This is a genomic window from Aeromonas sp. 30P (genome assembly GCF_051919805.1).
In the GTDB taxonomy this organism is placed as follows: Bacteria; Pseudomonadota; Gammaproteobacteria; order Enterobacterales; family Aeromonadaceae; genus Aeromonas; species Aeromonas veronii.
This window is the reverse complement of sequence record NZ_JBQBEA010000001.1, coordinates 4,036,523-4,060,495: the sequence shown is the minus strand read 5'-3', so window position 1 is coordinate 4,060,495 and position 23,973 is coordinate 4,036,523. Positions and strand designations below refer to the sequence as shown.

The 23,973-nt window shown below is 58.1% G+C and carries 28 protein-coding genes and 1 pseudogene; 20 read left to right on the top strand and 9 right to left on the bottom strand.

Going from position 1 to position 23,973, the window contains the following annotated elements:
* Nucleotides 1-149 precede the first annotated feature (149 nt).
* Both ACTG2B_RS19010 and ACTG2B_RS19005 read left to right on the top strand, forming a co-directional pair.
* Entirely contained in the window at nucleotides 150-2,117 is a 1,968-nt protein-coding gene (locus tag ACTG2B_RS19010) for a phage tail tape measure protein (protein WP_439996632.1), read from the top strand.
* 94 nt (nucleotides 2,118-2,211) lie between these two features.
* Nucleotides 2,212-2,703 carry an SHOCT domain-containing protein gene (locus ACTG2B_RS19005; protein WP_362810606.1) on the top strand — a complete coding sequence of 164 codons (492 nt, stop codon included), beginning with the start codon at nucleotides 2,212-2,214 and terminating at the stop codon, nucleotides 2,701-2,703.
* Nucleotides 2,704-2,753: 50 nt separating this feature from the next.
* Here the strand turns inward: ACTG2B_RS19005 and ACTG2B_RS19000 are convergent, their stop codons facing one another.
* Nucleotides 2,754-3,203, bottom strand: coding sequence for a helix-turn-helix domain-containing protein (locus tag ACTG2B_RS19000; protein WP_439996631.1), 450 nt, complete (start codon nucleotides 3,201-3,203; stop codon nucleotides 2,754-2,756).
* A gap of 52 nt (nucleotides 3,204-3,255) precedes the next feature.
* Between ACTG2B_RS19000 and ACTG2B_RS18995 the strand changes: the two genes are divergently transcribed.
* The 11 genes from ACTG2B_RS18995 to ACTG2B_RS18945 all read left to right on the top strand — a co-directional run bounded on the left by ACTG2B_RS18995 (nucleotide 3,256) and on the right by ACTG2B_RS18945 (nucleotide 10,610).
* Entirely contained in the window at nucleotides 3,256-3,921 is a 666-nt protein-coding gene (locus tag ACTG2B_RS18995) for an HNH endonuclease signature motif containing protein (protein ID WP_439996630.1), read from the top strand.
* Nucleotides 3,922-4,093: 172 nt separating this feature from the next.
* The gene (locus ACTG2B_RS18990) at nucleotides 4,094-4,597 is read left to right on the top strand and encodes a hypothetical protein (RefSeq protein ID WP_263085454.1); all 504 of its coding nucleotides are present in this window, start codon (nucleotides 4,094-4,096) and stop codon (nucleotides 4,595-4,597) included.
* Between the two features lie 55 nt (nucleotides 4,598-4,652).
* Nucleotides 4,653-5,462, top strand: coding sequence for a DNA circularization protein (locus ACTG2B_RS18985; protein WP_439996629.1), 810 nt, complete (start codon nucleotides 4,653-4,655; stop codon nucleotides 5,460-5,462).
* Nucleotides 5,417-5,935: a hypothetical protein gene (locus ACTG2B_RS18980; RefSeq protein ID WP_439996628.1), complete on the top strand. Its 519-nt coding sequence runs from the start codon at nucleotides 5,417-5,419 to the stop codon at nucleotides 5,933-5,935. Before ACTG2B_RS18985 ends, ACTG2B_RS18980 begins: the two co-directional genes overlap by 46 nt.
* Nucleotides 5,932-6,999: a phage baseplate assembly protein gene (locus ACTG2B_RS18975; protein ID WP_439996627.1), complete on the top strand. Its 1,068-nt coding sequence runs from the start codon at nucleotides 5,932-5,934 to the stop codon at nucleotides 6,997-6,999. The genes ACTG2B_RS18980 and ACTG2B_RS18975 overlap by 4 nt, the downstream gene beginning before the upstream one ends.
* Complete coding sequence (locus ACTG2B_RS18970) at nucleotides 6,999-7,514, top strand: phage baseplate assembly protein V (RefSeq protein ID WP_439996626.1); 516 nt, start codon at nucleotides 6,999-7,001, stop codon at nucleotides 7,512-7,514. The genes ACTG2B_RS18975 and ACTG2B_RS18970 overlap by 1 nt, the downstream gene beginning before the upstream one ends.
* Nucleotides 7,515-7,518: 4 nt before the next feature.
* A complete protein-coding gene (locus tag ACTG2B_RS18965) occupies nucleotides 7,519-7,929 on the top strand; it encodes a phage GP46 family protein (RefSeq protein ID WP_439996625.1) in 411 nt (136 codons plus the stop codon).
* Entirely contained in the window at nucleotides 7,922-8,977 is a 1,056-nt protein-coding gene (locus ACTG2B_RS18960) for a baseplate J/gp47 family protein (RefSeq protein ID WP_439996624.1), read from the top strand. The genes ACTG2B_RS18965 and ACTG2B_RS18960 overlap by 8 nt, the downstream gene beginning before the upstream one ends.
* Nucleotides 8,968-9,555: a YmfQ family protein gene (locus ACTG2B_RS18955; protein ID WP_439996623.1), complete on the top strand. Its 588-nt coding sequence runs from the start codon at nucleotides 8,968-8,970 to the stop codon at nucleotides 9,553-9,555. Before ACTG2B_RS18960 ends, ACTG2B_RS18955 begins: the two co-directional genes overlap by 10 nt.
* A gap of 5 nt (nucleotides 9,556-9,560) precedes the next feature.
* The gene (locus tag ACTG2B_RS18950; protein ID WP_439996622.1) at nucleotides 9,561-10,193 is read left to right on the top strand and encodes a gp53-like domain-containing protein; all 633 of its coding nucleotides are present in this window, start codon (nucleotides 9,561-9,563) and stop codon (nucleotides 10,191-10,193) included.
* Nucleotides 10,194-10,610 (top strand): tail fiber assembly protein, encoded by a 417-nt coding sequence (locus tag ACTG2B_RS18945; RefSeq protein ID WP_439996621.1) that lies wholly within the window; start codon nucleotides 10,194-10,196, stop codon nucleotides 10,608-10,610.
* Between the two features lie 42 nt (nucleotides 10,611-10,652).
* Here ACTG2B_RS18945 and ACTG2B_RS18940 read toward each other — a convergent pair whose 3' ends face one another.
* On the bottom strand, nucleotides 10,653-11,012 hold the full coding sequence (locus ACTG2B_RS18940) for a helix-turn-helix domain-containing protein (protein ID WP_439996620.1): 360 nt from the start codon (nucleotides 11,010-11,012) through the stop codon (nucleotides 10,653-10,655).
* Nucleotides 11,013-11,213: 201 nt separating this feature from the next.
* Here ACTG2B_RS18940 and ACTG2B_RS18935 point away from each other — a divergent pair, with 201 nt between their 5' ends.
* On the top strand, nucleotides 11,214-11,492 hold the full coding sequence (locus ACTG2B_RS18935) for a hypothetical protein (RefSeq protein WP_439996619.1): 279 nt from the start codon (nucleotides 11,214-11,216) through the stop codon (nucleotides 11,490-11,492).
* On the opposite strand, the gene ACTG2B_RS18930 is transcribed toward ACTG2B_RS18935, so the two are convergent.
* Entirely contained in the window at nucleotides 11,486-12,571 is a 1,086-nt protein-coding gene (locus tag ACTG2B_RS18930) for a tyrosine-type recombinase/integrase (protein ID WP_439996618.1), read from the bottom strand. The two genes, ACTG2B_RS18935 and ACTG2B_RS18930, sit on opposite strands and share 7 nt — an antisense overlap.
* Before the next feature lie 91 nt (nucleotides 12,572-12,662).
* On the opposite strand from ACTG2B_RS18930, the gene dusA reads away from it, so the two are divergent.
* Nucleotides 12,663-13,715, top strand: a complete 1,053-nt coding sequence (dusA, locus tag ACTG2B_RS18925) for a tRNA dihydrouridine(20/20a) synthase DusA (RefSeq protein WP_439996617.1) — start codon at nucleotides 12,663-12,665, stop codon at nucleotides 13,713-13,715.
* Between the two features lie 68 nt (nucleotides 13,716-13,783).
* On the opposite strand, the gene ACTG2B_RS18920 is transcribed toward dusA, so the two are convergent.
* From ACTG2B_RS18920 to ACTG2B_RS18910, 3 genes are all read right to left on the bottom strand, one after another.
* Nucleotides 13,784-15,343: a methyl-accepting chemotaxis protein gene (locus ACTG2B_RS18920; protein ID WP_439996616.1), complete on the bottom strand. Its 1,560-nt coding sequence runs from the start codon at nucleotides 15,341-15,343 to the stop codon at nucleotides 13,784-13,786.
* 137 nt (nucleotides 15,344-15,480) lie between these two features.
* Entirely contained in the window at nucleotides 15,481-15,780 is a 300-nt protein-coding gene (locus ACTG2B_RS18915) for a hypothetical protein (RefSeq protein WP_005335795.1), read from the bottom strand.
* A 118-nt stretch (nucleotides 15,781-15,898) separates the two neighbouring features.
* Nucleotides 15,899-17,503, bottom strand: a complete 1,605-nt coding sequence (locus tag ACTG2B_RS18910; protein WP_439996615.1) for a peptide ABC transporter substrate-binding protein — start codon at nucleotides 17,501-17,503, stop codon at nucleotides 15,899-15,901.
* Between the two features lie 184 nt (nucleotides 17,504-17,687).
* Between ACTG2B_RS18910 and ACTG2B_RS18905 the strand changes: the two genes are divergently transcribed.
* Nucleotides 17,688-18,395 (top strand): ParB-like protein, encoded by a 708-nt coding sequence (locus tag ACTG2B_RS18905; protein ID WP_005363020.1) that lies wholly within the window; start codon nucleotides 17,688-17,690, stop codon nucleotides 18,393-18,395.
* Between the two features lie 94 nt (nucleotides 18,396-18,489).
* Here ACTG2B_RS18905 and ACTG2B_RS18900 read toward each other — a convergent pair.
* Nucleotides 18,490-18,771 (bottom strand): annotated as a pseudogene (locus tag ACTG2B_RS18900) (CatB-related O-acetyltransferase); the annotation flags it as partial.
* Between the two features lie 178 nt (nucleotides 18,772-18,949).
* On the opposite strand from ACTG2B_RS18900, the gene ACTG2B_RS18895 reads away from it, so the two are divergent.
* Nucleotides 18,950-19,378, top strand: a complete 429-nt coding sequence (locus ACTG2B_RS18895) for a DUF2753 family protein (RefSeq protein ID WP_005335785.1) — start codon at nucleotides 18,950-18,952, stop codon at nucleotides 19,376-19,378.
* Nucleotides 19,379-19,396: 18 nt separating this feature from the next.
* Here ACTG2B_RS18895 and ACTG2B_RS18890 read toward each other — a convergent pair whose 3' ends face one another.
* Nucleotides 19,397-20,146, bottom strand: coding sequence for an enoyl-CoA hydratase-related protein (locus ACTG2B_RS18890; RefSeq protein ID WP_439996614.1), 750 nt, complete (start codon nucleotides 20,144-20,146; stop codon nucleotides 19,397-19,399).
* 90 nt (nucleotides 20,147-20,236) lie between these two features.
* Between ACTG2B_RS18890 and ACTG2B_RS18885 the strand changes: the two genes are divergently transcribed.
* From ACTG2B_RS18885 to ACTG2B_RS18875, 3 genes are all read left to right on the top strand, one after another.
* The gene (locus ACTG2B_RS18885; RefSeq protein ID WP_368175232.1) at nucleotides 20,237-20,686 is read left to right on the top strand and encodes a copper chaperone PCu(A)C; all 450 of its coding nucleotides are present in this window, start codon (nucleotides 20,237-20,239) and stop codon (nucleotides 20,684-20,686) included.
* A 95-nt stretch (nucleotides 20,687-20,781) separates the two neighbouring features.
* A complete protein-coding gene (locus ACTG2B_RS18880) occupies nucleotides 20,782-21,414 on the top strand; it encodes a TIGR04219 family outer membrane beta-barrel protein (protein ID WP_005354809.1) in 633 nt (210 codons plus the stop codon).
* 31 nt (nucleotides 21,415-21,445) lie between these two features.
* Complete coding sequence (locus tag ACTG2B_RS18875) at nucleotides 21,446-22,126, top strand: SDR family oxidoreductase (protein WP_368175231.1); 681 nt, start codon at nucleotides 21,446-21,448, stop codon at nucleotides 22,124-22,126.
* A gap of 90 nt (nucleotides 22,127-22,216) precedes the next feature.
* Here the strand turns inward: ACTG2B_RS18875 and ACTG2B_RS18870 are convergent, their stop codons facing one another.
* Nucleotides 22,217-23,941 (bottom strand): proline--tRNA ligase, encoded by a 1,725-nt coding sequence (locus ACTG2B_RS18870; RefSeq protein ID WP_338711069.1) that lies wholly within the window; start codon nucleotides 23,939-23,941, stop codon nucleotides 22,217-22,219.
* Nucleotides 23,942-23,973 lie beyond the last annotated feature (32 nt).

Below are 23,973 nucleotides of genomic sequence, written 5' to 3'. Positions count from 1 at the left end.
CCCAGCAAGACATCCTAAATCGCTACTTTGATATGGCGAAATGGTGGGGGAGCGACCCAATGGTATTGCTCTCCCGCGACCTCGATTTTCTTGACCTGTTAGAAAAGCAGTGCAGCAGGATCAAATCACTACCGAGCGATGCATAACTCATGGCCAATGAATTTCAGCTCAAAGCCCTGATCACCGGTGTGGATAAGCTCTCTCCGGCGCTCAAGGGGATCCGTAAAAACATCAAGGGCTGGGAGCGTGACCTCAAGAGTGCTGGTGAGGGCGCTCCCGCTTTGGGTATGGGGTTGGCTGCGGCGGTGGGCGGTAGCCTGGCCGCCTTTGCCCAGTCAGAGAATGCCGCTACCGGCCTCAAGGTCGCGATGATGGATGCCAGCGGTGCTGTTGGCCCCGAATTCAAGAAGATCAACGATCTGGCGGTCGGGCTTGGCAACAAGCTGCCCGGCACCACCGCCGACTTTCAGAACATGATGACCATGCTGCAGCGGCAGGGCCTGAGTGCCGAAACCGTGCTGGGCGGGGTGGGTGAGGCCACTGCCTATCTGGCCGTGCAGCTTGGCAAGACCCCGGAAGCAGCAGCTGAGTTCGCTGCCAAGATGCAGGACGCCACCGGCACAACCTCCAAAGACATGATGAGTCTGTTCGATACCATCCAGAAAGCCTTCTACATGGGGGTGGATGACAACAACATGCTCCAGTTCTTTGGCAAAGCATCATCCGCGATGAAGCTGGTGAGCAAGGATGGATTGAAGGCGGCGCAGGCGATGGCACCCCTTGCCATCATGCTTGATCAGGCGTCTATGGCTGGCGAGTCCGCAGGTAACGCAATGCGGAAAGTCATGACGGCTGGCTTTGACAGAAAAAAAATGAAAGAAGCTAACCAGATGATCCGAAGCATGGGGTTGAAGGGTGCCAAACTCGACTTCACCGATGGCAAGGGCGAATTTGGCGGGCTTGATAACATGTTTGCGCAACTCGAAAAGCTCAAAGGGCTTACTGAGGGCGACAAACTCACTGTGCTTGGCAAGATTTTCGGAACAGATTCTGAGACCCAACAGGCGCTCAAGACGATTATTGATAAAGGTAAGGCTGGGTACGATGAGATCCAGAAGAAAATGGAGCGACAGGCCAGCCTGCAAAAGAGAGTAGAAGAACAGCTCGGTACCCTGCAAAACCTTTGGGATGCCATGACCGGCACCGCAATAAATGGCCTTGCAGCTATTGGTGGTGCTTTTAAAGGTGAAGCCAAGGATACGGTTAAATTCCTTGCGGATATGGGGGAAAAATTCCAAGCCTTCGCAGACGCCAACCCCGCAGTAGTCAGAGGGGTTGTTGCTGCGGTTGGGGCATTTACTGCTATGAAGCTTGCGCTTTACGGCGCAGGTATTGCGATGCAGTTCCTTGGGAAAGCCACCATGGCAACACCTCTTGGCATGATCATGACGGGCATTGCGTTGGCTGCCGGGCTGATTATTGCCAACTGGGACAAACTTGGGCCGTGGGTAATAAAACTGTGGGACTCAATAGTCGTTATTGTTAGCGCCGCATTTGATGTACTTAAGGCTTTGTTCTTCAATTTCACGCCGCTTGGTGTGATAGTGAAAAATTGGGGGGCTATTGGTGAATGGTTCGCTCAATTTTGGGCTGGAAACGAGGAATTGTTTGGCTTCCACATGGAAGAAATAATGCAGGCACTCCTTAACTTCACCCCGCTTGGTTTAATCATCAAGAACTGGGACCCCATCGTTGAATACTTCAGGGGGCTCTGGGAAAAGATAAAGCCATATTTGCAGCCGATGTTTGATGCTGTCACATGGCTTGGTGGCGATAAGTTGGCGCAAGTTGGAGATGCCGCTAGTGGCGCATGGGATACAGCCAGCAATGCATTAGGCAAGATTTGGGGCGGTGGTTCGAGCCCAATAGGCCAAAACTCACCACTTTCAGCGGTCTCACCTGCCACCGGAGCCAATGCCAATGGTGGGCGTGTAGCGGGCGAAATGGTGGTGCGCTTTGAAAATGCCCCGCAAAACATGCGAGTAGACGAAGGGAACACATCTCCAGGCTGGTCTATGTCACCGGATGTTGGTTACTCAAGATATGCAACAAGATAGAGATTCTTTAATCCAGATGTGACCTCTGTGGTATGTATGAATCCGGTCAAGCGGTAGTATTCACTTGGTAATTCATCAATCAACAGGAGTTCACGTGGCTAAAGAGTCGAAGCACGTTGCCGCATTTGCCAAGCGGCACCTCAACCAAGACGAGCGGGTAACCGCATGGACCGAAGGCTATACGGGTAAAATGTTAGGAAGCGGTAAGGATGCCCAGCGTAACGGCGTGCTGATTGTCACAAATATCAGGGTGGCTTTTTACCGCAAGGGGTTCATCGGTGAGATCATCGAGACGATCCCTCTTGATAAACTCACCTCTGTAGAACGTCAGTCTGCGATGGGGCACCGCACCATTCGCATGCACACAAGCCATGACGACTTGGAGTTCAAGACCTTTGATAAGGACGGGGAGACGCTGGTTATTGAAGCGATTGAGGCTGGTCGCCATAAGCCAGCTGATAAAGCTAGTTCAGGCAGTGACGATGTTGTTGAGAGATTGAAAAAGCTAGCATCTCTGAAAGATGCCGGGGTTATTACTGAATCGGAATTCACTGAGAAGAAGGCTGAGTTAATGGCGCAAATTTAAGCCATCTGAAATACAGAAAACCCGCTTAACTGCGGGTTTTCTGTATCAGGCTACTCATGTTGTTTATTGTTATCTTTAGCGTCTGTTTGAAGTTCACTGAACGACTCCACTACCATTTTTCGCAATACCTCATGTGGCTGAATGCCAAGCTGTGCTGATTTTTTATCTATAAAATCAGCAAGTTCACTTGGGAGTGACAAGGAAAATTCGATCTCACCTTCTGGAAGTGGAGATTGAATGAATTCCGAAGTATCCCCGTAAGCAAGCCATGAGAAGGGGACCAGCATACCTTTTGCGAGCTTGGCTATTACATTGGCTCTTGGTTTGTTCACTCTCGCCTCGTAACGCGATATTTGGGCTGCAGCAACGCCAGTCTCCTTAGACAACTGTTCTTGCGACCAGCCCAGTTCGGCGCGCCGGGCTACGATTCGCGCGGCTACATCATCATGTTTTGTCATAATTAGTATTGAAGTGTATTGACTTGTGTGGGTTCGTACCATACGATTCACTATACATGATACTTCATGACACTTAAATACTAATGGTGACAAAATGCGAACAAGAAAATCAATAGCCGACATCAAATACGTTCACCAACTAAAGACCAAATTTGAGCGCAAGATTGGTGATGTGAATGCGACTGGCTGCATGGAGTGGCAAGGGTCATTAAATTTCGAAGGTTACGGACAATTATCATTTGAAGGGAAAACATGGGCAGCTCATCGACTAGCTTATGAGTTTGCACATGGAGCAATACCACAAGATGCTTTGAAGTGGTGGGTTCTTCATCGATGCGATAACCCAGCTTGCTGCAATCCTGAACACCTTTATCTAGGGAATGCAAAAGATAATGCGGCAGACATGATTGACCGCAAGCGCCAGAGGATTGGATATAAATCATACGATGGTGGCGAAGATACTCGATTCGGCCGAGTGTTTTATGAAATTAGAGGTGAAATAAAAACTCTAGCTGAATGGGCTGATAAATTTAATGTAAATCCATCTACCTTGGATCGGAGAATTTCTGCCGGGTGGCCTGAAAAAAATCTTGGTCTTCCTTCGGCGGTTTACAAACGGCATTTGAAGGCAGATAGAACGGCAAAATACAGAAGATTTTCAGGCGTAGAAGACGTTGAGCGCTATAAGAATGAAGCCTCAACCGCTGTAACGGTTGAGGCCTCTAACTTGTCCGAACTTACAAGGAAACAGACATCATGACTATACACTACAGTCAAGCGCAAAACCAAGCGCACCCAACGCAGATTATTTCCAGAGCTGATATCACTACCGTAACCCTGGCAGATGGAGTCGAGAAAATCTGTGAGCAAGTGCGGATCACCCCGAAAGGTCTGACCAAGCTGGCTCAAGCCCTGTCAGTGGGAGGTGTGCAATGAGCGCACTGCCACAAGGTTATGAGAAGAAAGTGCCCGCCCTGCTCAAGTACAAGGCCAAGAGTTCGGCAATGCCTTTCGTTGCTAGCCAGCGGGTTGATCCCGAGGCGCGGTTCTGGAATGTGCCCATGACTGGCGGTGTTCTTGGTGGTGTTGAAACCGGTGAGGCGCTTGCTCTTATCTACCTGAAAAATCTCCGTCAACCCGATGGCAAGCGAGGTGCTGGAAACCTTCAATTGGTGGCTCGCTCCATGTTTGCAAGTCATAGGATGCTGGTGGAGCAGGGTGTTGACGAGTTTGATGAACGAATGATGACCATCAACGGCCAGATCACGGGCTTTTTGAGCAAGCTGGATCAATGGCTGTCCGCCAGTGCGAAGTTTCAAGGCAGTGGACTGGACAACATCACCAATGCTGAATTGCTGAAAAGGGCGAACGCAGGTCTTCGGTTTGATGCTGAAGCCTACTATCAAAACCCGCTTGGAGATGATGAGTACGTGTGACCTCATCGCCATCTGTAACAAACCCGCTTCGGCGGGTTTTTCTTTTTGAGGTGCTATGAGCTGGACAGACCGTTTGCAGGCCGCCTCGTTTCGCGGGGTGGCATTCAAGGTTGACGGCGATGACCTGCAGATCGGCCGTCGCACCGTGGTCCATGAGTATCCCGGCCGCGACACCCCCAGCGTCGAGGACATGGGGCGAGAAACCCGGGAATACGCCATCACCGCCTACCTGATCGGTCCCGACTTTATCGCCGAGCGGGATCGGCTGATTGCGGCGCTCGAGCAGGTTGGCCCCGGTGAGCTGGTGAGCCCCTGGTACGGGCGGATGAACGTGGTGGTGATGGGCAAGCAGCGCATCAGCCACAGCAAGAAAGACGGTCGCATGTGCGTCGTCAGCTTCACCTTTGTGGAGTCTGGCGAGGATGAGTGGCCAACCGCCACCCCGCTCGGCTCATCGCTGTTGGCGGGTCGCTCAACCAGCCTGCTCGACCGGGCGCAGAGCGCCTTCGCCAGCGCCTTTGGCCTTGACGGCCTGCCGGAGTGGATGTCGATGGCCACCGTCGAGCACGCTTCATCCCTGCTGGGCGATGTGGCCGACATGCTCGGCAGTGCTGACGGCAAGATGTCTGCCGCCATGCGGCTGCTGCAGGGGGATCTCGGGGTGCTGATGCCTCCCCCTCTACCGCCTGGATCTTCTCGCGGCGCCTCGCCGATGTGCTGGATGCCGGCAAGGGCTCCAGCAGCACGGCCCGCTCCCTGCTGTCGCTGTCAAACCGCACCGCCACCGCCTCGCAGACTCAGTCCGCCAGGCCGGTGGGGGTGTGGCCTTCTGCCGCGCAGGACAAGCAGCAGGCCGATCGGCTGACCAACAGCGTCTCCGAGCTGGTGAGGGTCAATCTGATCGCCAGCAGCGCCCAGGCGGTGGCCTTGATGCCGCCGCCTAGCCAACCAACCACCACCCCGGCACGGGCCCCCGCGCTCGATAGCGTGGTGGTGACCCCGCCCGCCGAGGCGATAGATACCCCGACCCATGATGAGCTGGAGGAGACCCGCCAGACCATCATTGCGGCGATCGACAAGGAGAGCGAGCGCACCACCGATGACGGCGTCTATCAGGCGCTGCGGGATCTGCGGCGCGAACTGGTCAGTACCCTGCGCCAGCAGCAACAGCATGCCTCCAAACTGGTGACGCGCACCCCGAGCGACACGGTACCGGCGCTGGTGCTGGCTGCCGAGTGGTATGACGATGCCAGCCGGGCGGATGAGCTGATCGCCAAGAACAACCTCTCTCACCCGGGCTTTGTGCCCCCTGACCCCCTGCGGACATTGGCATCATGAGCGACGAGTACCACCTGCGGATCAATGGCAATGCCTGGTATGGCTGGACGGCCATGCGGATCAGCGCAGGCATAGACCGGCTGGCTCGCGATTTCGAGGTGCAAGTCACCAGGCGGGCAAAAGAGAAAGGCGGGTTGCTTGATGCCGCATCTACAGGGATTAAGCAGGGCGACAGGGTTGAGGTGCTGATTGGCCGCGACGTGGTGCTCACCGGCTACGTCGATGCCAAGCCGGTGAGTTATGACGCCCGCAGCATCACCCGCTCCATTCGGGGGCGCTCCCGCACCGGCGACCTGATCGACAGCGCCGCCACGGTGCGCCAGTTCAGGGGGCAGACCCCGCAGCAAATTGCCGCTGCGCTCTGCCAGCCTTTCGGGGTATCGGTGTTCGGCGCGGCAGGACAATCCCCCATCTCCGATTTCTCGGTGGACTGGGGAGAGACTGTGGCCGAGGCCATCGACAGAATGATGCAACAGCAGCGCCTGCTGGCCTATGACGATGCCAACGGCGATCTGCACTTCGGGGCGGTCGGTGCGCTGCGGGCCACCACGCCGCTGGTCTATGGCAAAAACATCCTCAGCTGCAGCGCCCCGCAAGATCAGAGCGACTGCCACTCCGAATACCGGGTCGCAGGCCAGCGAGCGGGCACCGATGATGACTTCGGTGAATCCAGCTCGACCAAGGTCAGCCACAAGGTCGGCGGCAAGGTTGGTCGCTATCGCCCGCTGCTGATCAAGCAGACCGGCCAGGCCAGCGTTGCCAGCTGCCGTGCCATGTGCGAGTTCGAGGCCCGCCGCCGTGAGGCCAAGGCGCGAGAGGCGACCTATTCGGTGCGCGGTTGGCGGCAGGAGTCCGGCGCACTGTGGCTGCCAAACATGGTGGTGCCGGTATTCGACCCCCATAACGACTTTGCCGGTGACGAACTGGTGATCGCCGAGGTGGAGTACAGCCGCACCGATAGCGGCACCATCGCGACCCTGCGCGTCGGCCCCGCCGATGCCTATCTGCCTGACGTGCCGGATCCCAAGCCAGCCAGCAAGAGCAAGGATGAGGACATTTTCTGATGCGTGAACTGAAAAGTGCCATCCGCAACCTGCTATCCCGCGGCGTGATCAGGCTGGTCAACTCGGCGGCCAAGTGCCAGCTGGTGCAGATCGAGATGCTGGGCGGCGAGCTGAAAGACGATGTCGAGCATCTCGAGCCCTATGGCTACACCTCCTGCCCCCATGACGGGGCAGAACATGTCGCCGTCTTCCCGGATGGTGACAAGTCCCACGGCGTGGTGCTGGTCGTGGCCGATCGGCGCTACCGACTGAAGGGGCTCAAAAAAGGGGAGGTGGCGATCTACACCGATGAGGGGGACCGCATTGTGCTGCGCAGGGGGCGCCGCATCGAGATAAAGACCCTGACCCTTGAGGTTGAGGCCAAGACCAAGGCCCGCTTCGATACCCCGCTGCTGGAGTGCACCGGCGAGATCCGCGACCAGACCGGCACCATGCAGAAGATGCGCGACCAATTCAACGACCACGAACACCCCGGCGGCACCCCGACCGGCAAGCCAAAAAACCGAATGGAGTAACCCCATGCTGATCTCTGTCAACGGCGTCCTCACCGACTCCGGCGACCTGCTGCACCCGCTGCACAGGGCGGTGTTTATCAGCCTCTTCACCTGGCGCCGCGCTGGCGCCTCTGACGATAGCGATCGCCCGTACGGATGGTGGGGAGACAGCTACCCGACCGTGGCCGGTGACCGGATCGGCAGCCGCCTCTATCTGCTGCGGCGCGAGAAGAACCTGCCAGAGGTGCGAGAGCGGGCCCGCGACTACGCCCTCGAGGCGCTCGCCTGGCTGATAGATGACAAGCTGGTCACCCGCATCGATGCCGAGTGCCGCCGCCGCGAGATTGACGGCGCCGAACTGGTCGTGACGCTCACCGTCGATGGATCTGACCAGCAAATTACCATCCCCGACATTCTGGAGGCCGTCAATGTCTAGCTACTCCCTGCGCCCAACCCTGCGCGAGATTATCCAGCGGGTGCGAGCCGATGTGACGGCAGAGCTGGATGAACCGCTGCGCCGCTCGGATGCCGAGGTTTACGCCCGCGCCTATGCTGGTGCCGTGCACGGGGTGAACGGCCATATCGAATACCTCGAGCGCAACCTGCTGCCTGATCTCTGTGATGAGCAGTGGCTGCTGCGCCATGCAGGCATGAAGAAGTGCCCGCGCAAAGAGGCGCAACCCGCTGCCGGCTGGCTGCGGATCGCCGGTGTCAGCGATGGCATCACCGTTCCGGCCGGTGCGGTGGCCGTTTATCAGGGCGGTACCCCGATCCAGTATGTCGCCACCGAGGCGGCAACCTCATCAGGCGGCGTGCTGCGCCTGCCGATCACCTGCTCAGAGACCGGTTATCACACCAACCTGGATGATGGCGAGGGGCTGATCCTCTCCGAGCCGGTGGCCGGGCTCTCATCCTCCGGGGTGGCTGACAGCGTTCAGGGTGGCACCGACCTTGAGAGTGTTGATGACTGGCGTGGACGGGTAATGGATCGCTGGTATTACACCCCGCAAGGCGGTGCGCCAGCTGACTACATCATCTGGGCGGAAGAGGTGCCTGGAGTAACCAGAGCATGGTGTTATCGCAACTGGATGGGGCTCGGCACTGTTGGGGTCTTTGTTGTTGATGATAACTCCGAGGCTATGGTGCCATCTGCAACGGTACTGACCTCAGTTCGCGCTCACATTGAGCAAAAGGCACCAGTAGCCGGTTCTGAGCTCTACATTCTCGGAATTAACCTCAAGCGCGTAGACCACCACATCAGGGTTACCCCTGATACCCAACCAGTGAGAGCTGCAGTCACCGCAGCGCTGCGCGAGTTTTACCGCCGGGAAGGTGGGCCAGAACAAACCATCGCGCCGTCTCGGCTGTCAGAGGCTATCAGTGCAGCCAATGGCGAGTACAAACATCAGGTAATTTCACCATCAGCAGAGTTCACTACTGCAAATGGTGAGGTGGTAGCGCTGGGGATCATGACATGGGATTGACCTCCGAAGATTACGCTGACCAGTTGATTAAGTTGCTCCCATATGGCCCGGCGTGGGAAGGGGAGCACCCTTGTCTCACCGGTGGCGCAGCCGAACTGGCCAGAGCCACATCTCGGGCGGATGCGCTGGCGCAGGAGGAAGCCGACCCACGCCAGACAACTCACCTCCTGTCGCGATATGAAAATCTGTGCGGCTTGCCAGATAGTTGCGTCATCGGTGTGCAGACAGTTCTTGAACGCCAGCAACGGTTGGCTGCAAAGATGTTGGCAGATGCAGGGATCAACGAAGGGTATTACCTCAGTCTTCTCGCCAGCCTTGGCTATCCTGATGCAACCATAACCAGGTACCACCACCGCACTTTTACCCCAGGGTCCAGAGCCGGAGACCAACTTTACTCACCAGTCTGGCGCTTTGTCTGGACAGTCAATCTTCCATCTTCTGGAAAGGTCACCTATTTCACCCCCGGGTCTCGAGTGGGCGACCCCCTTCGCATATGGGGTGATGCTGAAGTGCAATGCATTATCAGCAAGCTGGCCCCGCCAAATACTCACGTAATCTTCCGCTATCAAGGGGAATAAGAAATATGCACCGTATCGATACGAGCACTGCACAGAAGGATAAGTTTGGTGCGGGTAAAAATGGTTTTACGCTTGGTAACGCTCAGACTGGTGTTCCACCTACCGAGGTTAGTGATGATATTCTTGATGCATTGCAGGAGGAGATCGCTGCTGTCATTGAAGACCAAGATAGCGGCATGACCCTCGACAAGACAAAAAACAATCAGCTCCTTACGGCGATAAAAAAAATAATTCGCTCTGTTGGGTTGGCTTCCACTGAAGCGGTTAGAGGGGCGATAAAGATCGCTACTCAGGATCAAGTAAATAGTGGTAGTGCTGATGATGCTGCAGTTACCCCAAAAAAATTACGAGCTGGTTTTTCTATCTCTCTAACCAGTCAGCCTTACGTCTGTTTCCCTTCATGGCTGGGAGGATGGATTATCCAGATGGGGGACTCTGCACCTAGCATGTCGAGGACTACATGGCCAATAGCATTCCCGACGCGATGTATCTCTGCAGCAGTGTTGTCAAAAAGTAGCGCAACCACGATCACCTACGACTCACTGGAAGCGACGGGAACATCATTTTCTCTTCAGTCATCAACGACGGGCGCTAATCAACCGGCAGCGTCATGTAAATACATCGCAGTGGGGTATTAAATGGCAGCCAGATTCTTCTCGAAAAAAACCGGCGGATTCTACACCGAGGCGATCCATGGGGCTGATATTCCTGATGATGCAAAAGAGATCGAGCAAGCCAGGTACGATGAACTCATGGCCGGTGCCAGCGATGGAAAGATAATTTCATCGGATGACAATGGTTATCCAATCCTGATATCGCCACCAGAACAACCAGCCGCCGAAAAAGCGCTTGCAGAGCTTGAGAACAGAGTAAGTATTGCAAACCAGCAAATTGCAATACTCAAGCCCGCCGTCGATGGCGGCTATGCCAAACCGGAGCACACCCAGCTGTTGGCCGACTGGCAACGCTGCCGCTACGAACTGACCCTGGTTGCAGAGCAGCCAGGCTGGCCTGATAACCCGCAATGGCCAGAACAGCCGGCGACTGTCATCTAACACCAAGCCCTGCGTCATTGGCGCAGGGCTACCACCCCCTTCTCATAGGTATCCGCCAGCCACCTCAGGTGTGGCAGCGGTATCCCCATCAAGAACACCACCATCTGCGAACTCTCTGGATGCGAGCAACCCCAGGTTGCCGGCGGCAGCATGGCCTGCACATCGATCCCGATAGCGCGACAGATCAGCGCGACAGATCAGCGCGGCATCAGCCAGCGTCATGAACTCCCCCCTCTCCTGCGATAACCAGCGGCTCAGGGTTGATACCGGGATCCCGGTCATCTCCTCCAGTTGCGACTCGCTAATGCCCTTTTCAGCCAGAATGGCGGCCAGGTAGCGCTTGGCGGCAGCCACATAATCCAGTTCGGCGGCGGTCAGGTAGGCCTTTCGTCTGTTCTTCATTGGGCAACTCCCGAGTTACAACGTTGCCCGCGCTCTGAAAAATGCAAGTTTTTTTTCTTAAATTGTCAGATCTGACAATGTTTTCATACATGAAAAATGCTAGCCCACTGGGGCTATCTTTGCGCACTCTTGGCGGATAAATTGCGCTGGTCAGACCTTTCACTGATGAGTTAGACATTAACCAGCCAAGAGACATACACCATGCACTACCATGTTTATTTCAATGTGGGTGGGCGCCCGAGAGGCCCATTTGGATTAGAAGCTGCAGATCGGGAGGCGATGTTTCAGCAGGCCGCCACGGTGCGCGATGATCTGCAGTTGCCGCCTGAAACCGGCTTGTTGATTGAGGCCGAAGCCGCCACTGTGAAGCCAATGCCACTGATAGCCGCCGCAACAAGCGCGGTCGCACTGGTACTGTTGACAACCAAAGCCTGGTCTCTGACCTATGGCGGCTGCCTGCTGTGCCTGTTGCTCTATTGATCTTTGGTCAGAGTGGCGAACTTGTCATGCAGCGATTTCGGATACAGCTCTGTATAGACCTGCCACAACACATTCAGGGAGCGGTGGCCTGTCACCTGGGCCACCTCCTCGATGGAAAATCCCGCCTCAAATAGACGGCTTGCCCCCTCTCTTCGCATATCGTGATAGCGAAGATCATCGATCCCCAGATCGTTGCGCACCCGCTGAAACCCTGCCGTGACCGATCTCGAGTTGTATGGGAATACCAGCCCCCCCGCCTTTGACTGGCGTTGCAGTATGGTCCATGCCTCGCCGAGCAGCGGCACCATCATATGGTTTCCATCCTTCTTGCGCGGGTCTTTGCGATCCCGCACCAGCACCGCCCGCTGCAGCTCATCCACATCATCCCAGCGGATCTTGCATACCTCCCCGATCCGCATACAGGAGAGGATGGAAAAGTTGAGGATATCCACATAGGGGATCTTGGTTCCCATGTGCGCCTCGCGTTCCTTGAGCCCGGCGATCAACCGATTTAGCTCCTCGGCCTGCGGGCGGCGGCTGCGGCGGTTCGACTTGCCGATCAGCCCCATTGATAACAACGTGTCGCGGGCCGCCTTTGCCGGGTTTGTGGTGTACTCAATACCGTAAATTGGCTGTGCTGCGGCCAGCACTCCGGCAAGATAGGTCACATCATGGCTCACCGTGGCGGGGCCAGCTCCCGCCGCCTGCCTGTTGCGGCAGTGGTCGATGATGTGTGACTCGGTCAGCCTGGAGAGGGATATCTCGGCCAGTTCGCAGTCGAGCAGCATCTGCAGCACATAGCGTTTGGTTCTGCCGAGCTTGGCGCCAATCAAGGGGTCGGAGAGGTAGCGGCTGATCAGCTGCCCGACCGTGAGCAGGTCTGCGCTGCGCTGGTTTGGCACACCGCTGGTCTCGAGCTCCATCGCCCGCTTGGCGCCCCACGCCTTGGCCAGGGCCTGCTTGGCAAAGGTCTTGCTCTCTCGGTAGAGGTGTTGCCCCCCTTCCTTGATCCCGACAATACACCGCCAGCGCGGAGTACCGTCCGCCCTCACCCTCTTCTGTATGTTATAGTACGCCAAGTTAACCTCATGCTCTCCAGTTCGGTACACCAAGATCGTGGTGTACTGGGTGGTGTACCGACAACGCAAAAATATAGCAAAACCCGAGATAATGCACGAAAATCAGACCAACCAAAAACAGGCTAAAACCCAGCAAAACCGCGCCAGCACTGGGCTTTCAAGCAATAACCGATTCTCCATTGCTCCCATGCTGGACTGGACCGATCGGCATTGCCGTTACTTTCATCGACTGATGAGTCGCCAGACCTTGCTCTATACCGAAATGGTGACCACTGGCGCCATCATCCACGGCAAGGGGGATTATCTGGGTTACAGCGAGCAGGAGCACCCCATCTCCCTGCAACTGGGTGGCAGCAATCCGGCCGATCTGGCGCGCTGTGCCAAGCTGGCCGAGGAGCGCGGCTATGACGAGGTGAACATCAACGTCGGTTGCCCCTCCGATCGGGTGCAGAACGGCCGTTTTGGTGCCTGCCTGATGGGTGAACCGGCGCTGGTGGCGGACTGCGTCAAGGCGATGCGCGATGTGGTCGATATTCCGGTGACGGTGAAGACCCGTATCGGTATCGACGATCAGGACTCCTACGAATTTCTGCAGGCCTTTATCGAACAGGTGCGCGATGCCGGTTGCGACACCTTTATCGTCCATGCCCGCAAGGCGTGGCTGAGTGGCCTGAGCCCCAAGGAGAACCGTGAGATCCCGCCGCTCGATTATCCCCGCGTCTATCGGGTCAAGCAGGATTACCCGGATCTAACCATCGCCCTCAACGGTGGTGTTACTTCCATGGAGCAGACTTTCGAGCACCTGCAACACGTCGATGGCGTCATGATGGGGCGCGAAGCCTATCAGAACCCCTACATTCTGGCGCAGGTGGACAATCTGGTGTTCGGCCAGAACAACGCCGTGCCGAGCCGCCACGAAGTGGTGCGGATGATGCTGCCCTATATCGAGCAGGAGCTGGCCAAGGGCAACTACCTCTCTCACATGACCCGCCACATGCTGGGGTTGTTCCAGAATATGCAGGGGGCCCGCGCCTGGCGTCGTCACCTGAGCGAGAACGCCTGCAAACCGGGAGCGGATATTCAGGTGGTGCTGGATGCCATGGCCAAGGTGCCGGAGTTTGCCGCCAGCGAGACGGCCGAATAAGCCAGTTGTGCCAAGGCAAGAGCAGCCAAAAAGCGCGTCAGTTGACGCGCTTTTTTATTACTGTCGCTTCAATATCTGAACTGGTTGATCAGCCGCGAGAGATCCTGCAGCCGCTCTACCAGCAGGGTGATGCCATCTAGAGCCTGCCTGCTGTTGTCGGCGGTGTGGCTGGCAAGTTGATGGATCTGGTGCACCCCTTCATCGAGGGTCGCCGTCACATCGGCCTGCTGACTTACCGCCTGGGCGATCTCGTCACTGGTGCGGGTCACCTGCCCCAACATTTGGTTTATCTGGGTGAGCACATCGGCGGTGGTGCCCGCGTGATGCTGGCAGCGCACCGAGGTCTGCGCCCCTTGTGTCATCCCGTCCGACAGCTGTCGTGTAGTCTGTTGCAGCGCCTGGATCATCTCGTGGATCTCGCTGGTCGAGGCACGGGTCTTCTGAGCCAGCGCCCTCACTTCATCCGCCACCACGGCAAAACCGCGCCCCTGTTCGCCAGCACGGGCTGCCTCGATGGCTGCATTGAGGGCGAGCAGGTTGGTCTGGTCGGCGATTTTACTGATCACCTCCAGAATGCCGCTGATCTTCTGGCTGTCGCTGGTGAGCTGGGCCAGCACGGCATGGTTGGCATCGAGCTCCTGATGAAGTTGGTTGACGGCAGATCGGGTGGTCGCCAATGCTTGCAGCCCCTCGTCGGAAACCTGCTGTACCTCTATAACCAGATTGCTCGCCTCATGGGCACTGTGGGCCACATCCCGAATGGAGTGGCTCAGCTCGGTGATGGCGGTCGCCAGCTGCTCGCTGTGGGCGCGCTGCTGCTGCAGATGGGTATCGATGGTCTGGATATTGCCCCGGTCATCTTCGGCAGCCTGCAGGATCTGCTGGTTGGTGTCGGCGCTGCGCCCGACCACGGCCTTGAGCTCGGCCTGCTTCATCCGCAGGGCTAGTTCGACGGCCGCCAGGGTGTCGCGCCGTCGGGTGTAGAGCACCTGACAGAGGCGGGTTCCCTTGTCTTGATCGGCAAGGGTGAGCAGATGAGACAGCCGTTGTTGCAATCGCCAGCCGTGGATTGCCTGTGCCAACAGCAACAAGGCGGTGGACAGCAGCCATAACAGGTTGCCGGTGGCAAAGGTAGCAAGAGTGGTGAGCAAGGCAGAAGCGGAGAGGCAGAGGGTCAGCTGACCCGGTTCAATGTGAAAGCGGCTCAGCCAGGGAAGCGCCTTGCCGCTGCGCAGCAGGCCATAGAGCTGCTCGGCCCAGGCCACATCGCTGGCGGCGGGTTTGGTGCGCACCGACTGGAGCTCGACGATCTCCTTCTGCGCATTGAGGATCGGGGTGACGTAAGCGTTTACCCAATAGAACTGACCGCTTTTGGCGCGGTTCTTGACCAGCCCCATCCAGCTTTTGCCCTGTCGCAGCCGCTGCCACATGTCGGCGAAGGCCGCCTTGGGCATGTCGGGGTGTCGCACCAGATTGTGGGGTACCCCTTCCATTTCGGCCGCACCATACCCGGCCACATCACAGAAGTGCTGGTTGGCATAGGTAATATGACTGGCGGGATCCGTGGTCGAGATGAGTGCGATGTTGTCGGGGAAGTGTATCTCCCCCTCCTGATGGCGTCTGGTCATGTGTCGTTCCTGAAAAAGCCAAATAACTGATAACTATGTTTTTTATTGTCGTTCTCAGTTAATCATTCTAAGGCTCTTCAGTGACCCGAACTTGGCTTGGGTCAATTAATCAACACAATGAATTGATGAAGTAAGGGTCAGCTGGCCGGTGTGAAATCGTGAACTTCGCCGCTTCTCGGTTTAAAGCGCGGATCGCTATCTTTGTAGCTGCGCACCAGCTCCATCGTCTTGCAAAAGCTGGTCTGCTTGTCGTACTCCTGACGAGCCAACTCGATGGCCCGCTCGGCCCGGCGCCGTTCCATCTTGTCAGACTTGCGATCGCTGAACTGTTGCTGCTGATGCAGCATCCAGCCGACAAACTCTTGCTGGCATTGGGATTCACTGTTGGCCTGCGCAGGCAGGGTCCACAACAACGAGAGCAGTATCAAATAGCGCATGTCTGACTGGGTATTGAAGATTAATTGAACAGAAGGGGCGGCATTTTAGGCTGGAAATCGAGGTGTGAACAGTATCAATAGCGAGGCCCAGCGGGGCCTCGCATCGTTGTGGCTGGTGTCAGTGTTTGACGAGGTACAGCTGGCGGCTGTAGGCCACATCTTCCGGGTTGTTGATGGGGTAGCCCTTGAGCCATGGCTTGATGAGTCGGGCATTGGTGTACTGGTAGATGGGGGCTATAGGGGCCTGATCCAGCAGGATCGCTTCCGCCTCGCCAAACAGCTTGCTGCGGCTGGCGGCATCCTGGGTGCTGGCAGCCTCTGCCAGCAGCTGGTCATAACGGGCATTGGCAAAGCCTGCCATATTGCCGCTGTGACGAGAGCCCCACAGGCCGAGGAACGCTGACGGGTCGTTGTAATCTGCGACCCAGGAGGAGCGGATCACCTCGAACTGACCACTCTGGCGGCTGTCGAGATAGGTTTTCCACTCCTGATTGGTCAGCTCGACCTCGGCGCCCAGCTTCTGCTTCCACATGCTGGCGATGGCCAGCGCCATCTTCTTGTGAATTTCCGCGGTGTTGTAGAGCAGGCTCAACTTGAGCGGCTTGTCCGGGCCGTAACCGGCCTCCTTGAGCAGGGCCTTGGCCTTGCGGTCCAGCTCCGGCTGGCTGCTGGTGGAGAGCAAGTTGGCGGCCGGGGTAAAGCTGGCGGTCACATCCGGAGTGAAGTGATAAGCCGGTTTCTCGCCAGTGCCGAGCACCTTGTCGGCGATCAGGGCGCGGTCGATGGTGTAGGAGAGCGCCTTGCGCACCCGCACATCGTTCAGTGGTGCCTGACGGGTATTGAAAGCGTAGTAGTAGGTACCGAGCTGATCCGGGGTGTAGACCTCATTCGGGATCTGCTGCTTCAGCTTGTCGTACTGCTCCTTGGGGAAGGACTCGGTGATATGCAGATCGCCAGCCAGGTAGCGGTTGGTCGCCGCGCTCTCCTGATTGATCGGCATGAAGATCACCTTGGTCAATACGGTATGGGCCCGATCCCAGTAATAAGGGTTGGGGGTCAGCTCCAGCTTCTCGTTGACCACCCGGTTGTTCAGCACAAAGGCACCGTTGCCCACCAGTTTGCCGGGTTGGGTCCACAGGTTGCCGTACTGCTCGATGCTGGCTTGATGGAGCGGCGACAGGCTGGGGTGGCTCAGCAGGTTCAGGAAGTAGGGCACCGGCTGGGAGAGGGTCACCTGCAGGGTGTGGTCATCGAGGGCCTTGACCCCCAGCTCGCTGGCAGGCAATTTGCCAGCGACTATCTCGTCCACCTTGTCGAAACGGGCCAGTTGGGCAAACCAGGCGAAGGTGGCCGCCTCTTTCGGGTCGACCAGCTTGCGCCAGCCGTAGACGAAGTCGCCGGCCTTGACCGGATCGCCGTTGGACCAGCGCGCATCCGGGCGCAGATGGAAGGTAAAGAACTGGTTGCCCTTGTTTTCCCAGCTGGCCGCCACCCCGGCAACCGGTTTGCCATCCGGCCCCTGGGTCAGCAGCCCCTCGAACAGATCCCGCAGTACCTGCAACTCCGGCAGGCCGACCAGCTTGAGCGGGCTCAGGCTCGCAGGTTCATCCTTGAGGTGGCGAACGACAATCTGCTCGGCGGCGAGTTGTGTTCCGGCGGGAATATCGGCAGCCTGGACAGCAGCACAGCCCAGCAGGGCCAGCAAGGGGCTCCATCCTTTCATGGGTCGGATCCTTCAAATAGTGTGAAGCGGGGAGAAAACTCGGCGAGAAAATATCGCCGACAGATGGGAAATCATGATATCCCGTTTGCTGGTCTGACCGCCAGCATTCGACTCTCACTCCCAATCGGGGTAGAAGAGCGTTCCCGGCGTCTGTGCAGTTCAATGTGGTGAGGAGTGTCAAACGATGAAAGCATGGTTATTGCTGGCCTGTGTGTTGAGCCAGGGTGCCTGGGCGTTGGCCCCGTGCCAGAGCGACACGGCGGTGGGCAACTGGTGCGAGATCGGCATCGATGCCTTGCACCCGACTCAGGGGGGCGTCGGCCAGATCCAGGTCGATGAGACCCAGGCCACATTGGCGGGCATGAGCGCAAAGCAGCTCGACAAGTTGATGAAAAAGAAAGAGATCCCCGTGGTGATTGCGCCGGATGGCAGCTACTGGCTGGTGGACCGCCACCATCTCACCAAGGCGTTGTGGCAGCAGGGCGTCAAGGATGCCCGGGTCAAGGTGATTGGCCGTCTGCAGGACAAGGCCAACTTCTGGAGCCAGATGCAGAACAACCATTGGGCCTGGCTCAAGGATGAGAAGGGACAGCCGCTGACCCCGGAGCAGTTGCCGAGCAGCATCGACAAGCTGCCTGATTACCCCTATCGCACCCTCGCCGGACTGCTGCAGAATGCGGGCTACTTTCGCAAGGACAAACAGGTCTATTTCGTCGAGTTTGCCTGGGCCAGCTGGCTCGGCAAGCAGATGCAGTGGATGCCGGTGGACAGCGCCAATCTGGCGGCCCGCCTGCAACAGGCCAAACGGCTCGCCTGCGGCAGCGATGCCAAGGAGCTACCCGGTTATCCAGGCAAGCAGTGCAGCCTCAACCAGTCCAAAAGCGCGCAGTGAGTGGATGTGCGATGTCGGCATCCAGAGCATGCCGGAGATAAAAGAGGGCGACCCCGGGGTCGCCCTTATGCTGTCAGCTACCGGTTAGCGGTGGTCACTCATGGCGCTCCGCCCAGCGGGCAGCAGCCTGTTCAAGCAGGGCGACGTCACCTTGCTGGATCAGCGGTAGCAGATCGTTGACCTGTTGATCCCGCCAATCCCACCAAGCGAGGGCCTGTAGCCGGGCAATCTCCTCCTCGCCAAAGCGCATCCGCACCACCCTGGCCGGGGTGCCCGCCACCATGGCATAGGGCGGCACATCCTGATTGACCAGCGAACGGGCGGCGATGATGGCGCCGTCGCCGATGGTGACGCCGGGCATGATCATCGCCTCCATTGCGGGAGGCGTGGTCGCATTGTGGTGTGTTCCAAAGAAGGGGGGGAAGGGCACGATCATAAGGTCGGGCGCCGGGTTTGCCAAGGTTGCGCAGAGATCCTGCACTAACCCTCTGGTTGATATTTATTCTCAATTAGCCATGATAACACTCCCACCATGACGGACTCGGGAGAGCGAGATGACACCGCAAAGTTGGCAACGATACATGCTGGAGGCGGAGCGTGCCTGGCAGGCCGGTTCGCTGGGGGCTGCGATCTGCTTTTATCAGCAGGCGCTGGGGGATGTTTACGAGATGACCCAGGTCGAGTTGACCGAACTGGCCACCATGCGAGTCGCCACCTGCCACCGGCTGGCCGACTTCTGGCGGGCGATGGATGAGCCGACTTACGAGCTGCGCTACCTGAAACTTGCCTCCGAGCTGGTGACTGCGCTGGTGCCGCAGTGCCCCAACCGGGAGTGCGAGGCGCTGATCAGCGAGCTGGGTTGCTGCCGTGGGGCCCTGCTCGCCTTTCTCAAGCGCCACCCCAATCCGGAAATTGCCCGGCTGATCCAGCTGCAGGACAAGGTGCAGGGCTGCGAGCTGATCGGCCGTTTTCGACTCAACTGACTGGCGTTGAGCGGCAGCTCAGCTCCGCCGTTTGAGTTTCTGGGCGATCCGCTGCTGCGCCTCTTCCCCTTGCAGTGCCTGGGCGAAGGCGCGCGCCTCCAGATCGATGACAAAGTGCACCGCCTGTTTGAGCTCCTGTTTCAGCAGCGCCTTGCTCTTTTGCAGCGCTCTGGGCGGTTTTGCCGCCAGCTTCAGTCCCTGCTCGCGGGCAAAGGAGAGCACTCCATCGGCCGCCACCACCTTGTTGGCGAGCCCGAGTCGCAGCGCTTCCTCGGCATCAATCGCCTCGGTCAGCAGCAACAGCTCGGCCGCCTTGAGGTGCCCCACCAGACGCGGCAGCAGCAGGCTGGAGGCGAACTCCGGCACCAGCCCCAGCTCGACAAAGGGAAGCTGCAAGCGGGCGTTATCCCCCAGATAGACCAGATCGCAGTGCAGCAGAATGGTGGTGCCAATCCCCACAGCCGGGCCTGCAACGGCGGCGACCACAGGTTTGGGGAAGTCGGCCAGGGAGTGGAGGAACTGCAGGATGGGGTCGTCGGGCTCCAGCGAGCTCTTGCCCATAAAGTCAGCCAGATCATTGCCCGCGGTAAAGCAATCCTGCTGCCCCTGCAACAACAGGACATGCACCTCCTCATCGGCTGCCGCCTCTCGCAGCGCTGCCACCAGTTGCTTATAGAGCTCGGTATTGAGAGCGTTGCGCTTGTCGGGGCGGTTGAGGGTCAGGGTGAGCAAGCCATCCTGCTGCTCGGCAATGAGAATGGGGGCCATGTCTAAATCCTTGTTATTGAAAGGTGCAAAAAAGGTTGCTGCTGGGGTAACCTTGGTGCCGTTTAACAACATCATAAAAGGATTTCAACCATGTTTAAACGTGCGTTTTATTCTCTGCTGGTTCTGGGTATGACGGCGCCTGCACTGGCCAAGGTCGAGGCTGTCGACGGCTATGTGCGCCTGTTGCCGCCGGGTTCCCCCAACACCGCCGCCTTTATGGTGCTCAAGAATGACGCCGATCAGCCGGTCAAGCTGGTGGCGGCGGCTTCTGCTGCGGCGGGGCGTGCCGAGCTGCACACTCATCTGCACGAAAATGGTGTGATGAAGATGCGTCAGGTCGAGAATATCGAGATCCCGGCCAAGGGCGAGGCGGTGCTGAAACCGGGCAGCCTGCACATCATGCTGTTCGAGGTGGGCGCGCTCTCCGAGCAGACCCCTTTCCCGCTCACCCTCACCATGGATGATGGTCAGAAGCTGGATCTGTCACTGCCGGTGAAGCCGATTGAGCCGATGGCAGAGATGAAGCATATGAAGCACTGACATTTGTCGTCGTTTGTTCAGGATTGACGCTGGGTATTTTGGCTGCACCGAGTAAAATAGTGCTCTTTTCCATGTATGCAAGAGGAAGTGACGTAATGAAAAAGACGCTGATTGCCGGTTTTGTGCTGGCTCTGTGCAGCCAGAGTGCCATGGCCGCTGACGACTGGCGTTTTGCCGCCGGTGCCGACGTATGGGCCGCCAAGGGCAGTGGTCAGGCTTATGGCACCAGTGCTGATGGCAGCTATGACGACAGCTACAACTGGAACGGCTATCTGCAACTGGAACACGGCATCATCTTCCTGCCGAACGCCAAGTTTGAAGTCTCCGATTTCAGCACCTCCGGCGGCAACTTCAAAAACGATCTGACTGCCTACGATCTGAGCCTCTACTACCGTCTGTTCAACAACGATCTGTTCAAGATCGATCTGGGTATGACCGGTCGTCACTACGATGGCGAGCAGGTCTACTTCGGCCGCAAGGGTTATGACGAAGATACCCTGATGGCCTATGCCGGCAGTGAAGTGAAGATCCCGGGCACCGGCATCGCCTTCTTCGGCGATCTGCGCACTCACGATGCGGACAACTATGACTACCGTCTGGGTGGTTCCTACAAGTTCTCCTCCATGCCGATCAAGCTGCGTGCCGGCTGGCGTGAAGCCAAGGTCGACTTCGCCAATATCGATCAGTCTGTCGATGGCTGGTTCATGGGCGGCGAATTCACTTTCTAATCTGACCGTCAACTGACGACGAGGAGCGATAATGGGCCACATCATAGTGACAGGTGCCGGTTCTGGTCTCGGCCGGGCGCTGACCATAGGTCTGGTTGAGCGGGGCTATCAGGTCTCCATGATGGGGCGCCGTTATCAGCGACTGCAGGAGCAGGAGCAACTGCTCGGCAGCGCGGTGATCGGCATCGCTGCCGATCTGGCGCACCATGAAGAGGTCGACGTCGCCTTCGCTGCAGCGGTGGAGTGGGGCGGGCAGCCCGACATGGTGATCCACTGCGCCGGGGTGGGCGAGTTTGGCCCGGTCGGTGTCTACACCGCCGAGCAGATCCGCCGGGTGGTGGAGAGCAATCTCATCTCCACCATTCTGGTGGCTCAGCAGACGGTGCGGCTTATCGGTGAGAAAGGCGGAGTGCTGGCCAATGTGCTCTCCTCCGCCGCTCAGGTGGGCAAGGCCAACGAGAGCCTCTACTGTGCCTCCAAATGGGGGATGCGCGGCTTTCTCGAATCCTTGCGCGCCGAGCTGAAAAGCTCGCCACTGCGGCTGGTCAACCTCTACCCGAGCGGGATCCGCAGCGAATTCTGGGACAACTCGGATCACGTGGACCCGAGTGGCTTCATGACTCCGGAAGATGCGGCGGCCTATATGCTCGACGCACTGGAAGCCAGAAGCAGCTGCCACGTGACCGACCTCTTTATCGGTCGCAATCCCTGAGGCAACCCTTCATCCGGTTGCCGTCGTCAGCACACAGAAACAAAAAGCGCGCCAAATGGCGCGCTTTTTTATATCGGGAAGAGGGCGGAATTAACGGCCCAGCTTGGCCTTGAGCATGGCGATGATGTCGCTGATGGCCACTTCCTGCTTCTCGCCGGTGCGGCGGCACTTGTACTCCACCACACCGTTGTCCAGACCGCGATCGCCGATGACGATGGCGTGCGGGATGCCCAGCAGCTCCATGTCGGCGAACATTACGCCCGGGCGCTCTTTACGGTCGTCGAATAGCACGTCCACACCGGCGGCTTTCAGCTCGGCGTAGAACTGCTGTGCCTGCTCGGCCACGCGCTCGGACTTGTGCATGTTCATCGGCACGATGGCCACTTCGAACGGCGCGATGGCGTCCGGCCAGATGATGCCGTACTGGTCGTTGTTCTGCTCGATGGCGGCAGCAACCAGACGGGAAACCCCGATCCCGTAGCAACCCATCTCCATGGTGACGGATTTGCCAGCTTCGTTCAGCACGCTCGCCTTCATCGCTTCGGAGTACTTGGTACCCAGCTGGAAGATGTGGCCCACTTCAATACCGCGCTTGAGCAGCAGCTTGCCCTGGCCGCACGGGCTCGGGTCGCCTTCCACCACATTGCGCAGGTCGGCAACTTCGTAGGTAGCGATGTCGCGATCCCAGTTGGCACCGGTCAGGTGGAAGCCGGTTTCGTTGGCACCGCAGACGAAGTCCGCCAGATGGGCAGCGCTGCGATCGACGATGATGCGACCGGCAAAGCCGACCGGGCCGATGGAGCCTGCATCGCAACCGGCGGCAGCTTTAATCTGCTCGTCGTTGGCGAAGGTCAGCGGGTTGGCCACGCCAGCCAGTTTCTCGGCCTTGATTTCGTTCAGTTCGTGGTCGCCACGCAGTACCAGCGCAATAACGGCCTGCTTGCCAGCCTCATCCTCTTCGCCCAGCACCAGCAGGGTCTTGGCGATGGCGGTCGGCGCCACGTTCAGGAAGGCAGCCACTTCGTCGATGGTGTGGACGTTCGGGGTGGCGACCTTGGTCAGGGCTGCGGTGGCGGCAGCGCGCTCACCAGCCGGTGCCAGCGCTTCGGCCATCTCGATGTTGGCGGCGTAATCGGAGCTGTCGGAGAAGGCGATCAAGTCTTCACCGCTCTCGGCCAGCACCTGGAATTCGTGAGAACCGGTACCCCCGATGGAGCCGGTATCGGCCTGCACCGGACGGAAGTTCAGGCCCATGCGGGTGAACGCCTTGCAGTAGGCGGCGTGCATCTTCTCGTAGGTATCGACCAGAGACTCTTTGTCGATGTGGAAGGAGTAGGCATCCTTCATCAGGAATTCGCGGCCGCGCATCACGCCGAAACGGGGGCGCACTTCGTCGCGGAACTTGGTCTGGATCTGGTAGAGGTTGAGCGGCAGCTGCTTGTAGCTGTTCACTTCGTAACGCACCAGCGCAGTGATCACCTCTTCGTGGGTCGGGCCCAGCACGAAGGGACGGTTGTGACGGTCGGTCAGACGGCACAGCTCGGGACCGTAGTCATCCCAGCGGCCGGACTCCTGCCACAGCTCGGCGGGTTGTACCACCGGCATGGAGACTTCGACGGCACCAGCATTGTTCATCTCTTCGCGAACAATGTTCTCGATTTTCTTCAGTACCCGCAGACCGGTTGGCAACCAGGCATACATGCCGGAGGCCAGTTTACGGATCATCCCGGCGCGCAGCATCAGCTGGTGGCTGACAACTTCAGCGTCGGAGGGGGTTTCCTTGAGAGTGGAAAGCAGATATTGGCTGGTACGCATCGCGGTAGACCTTAGCTAGAACGGGCGCGGGG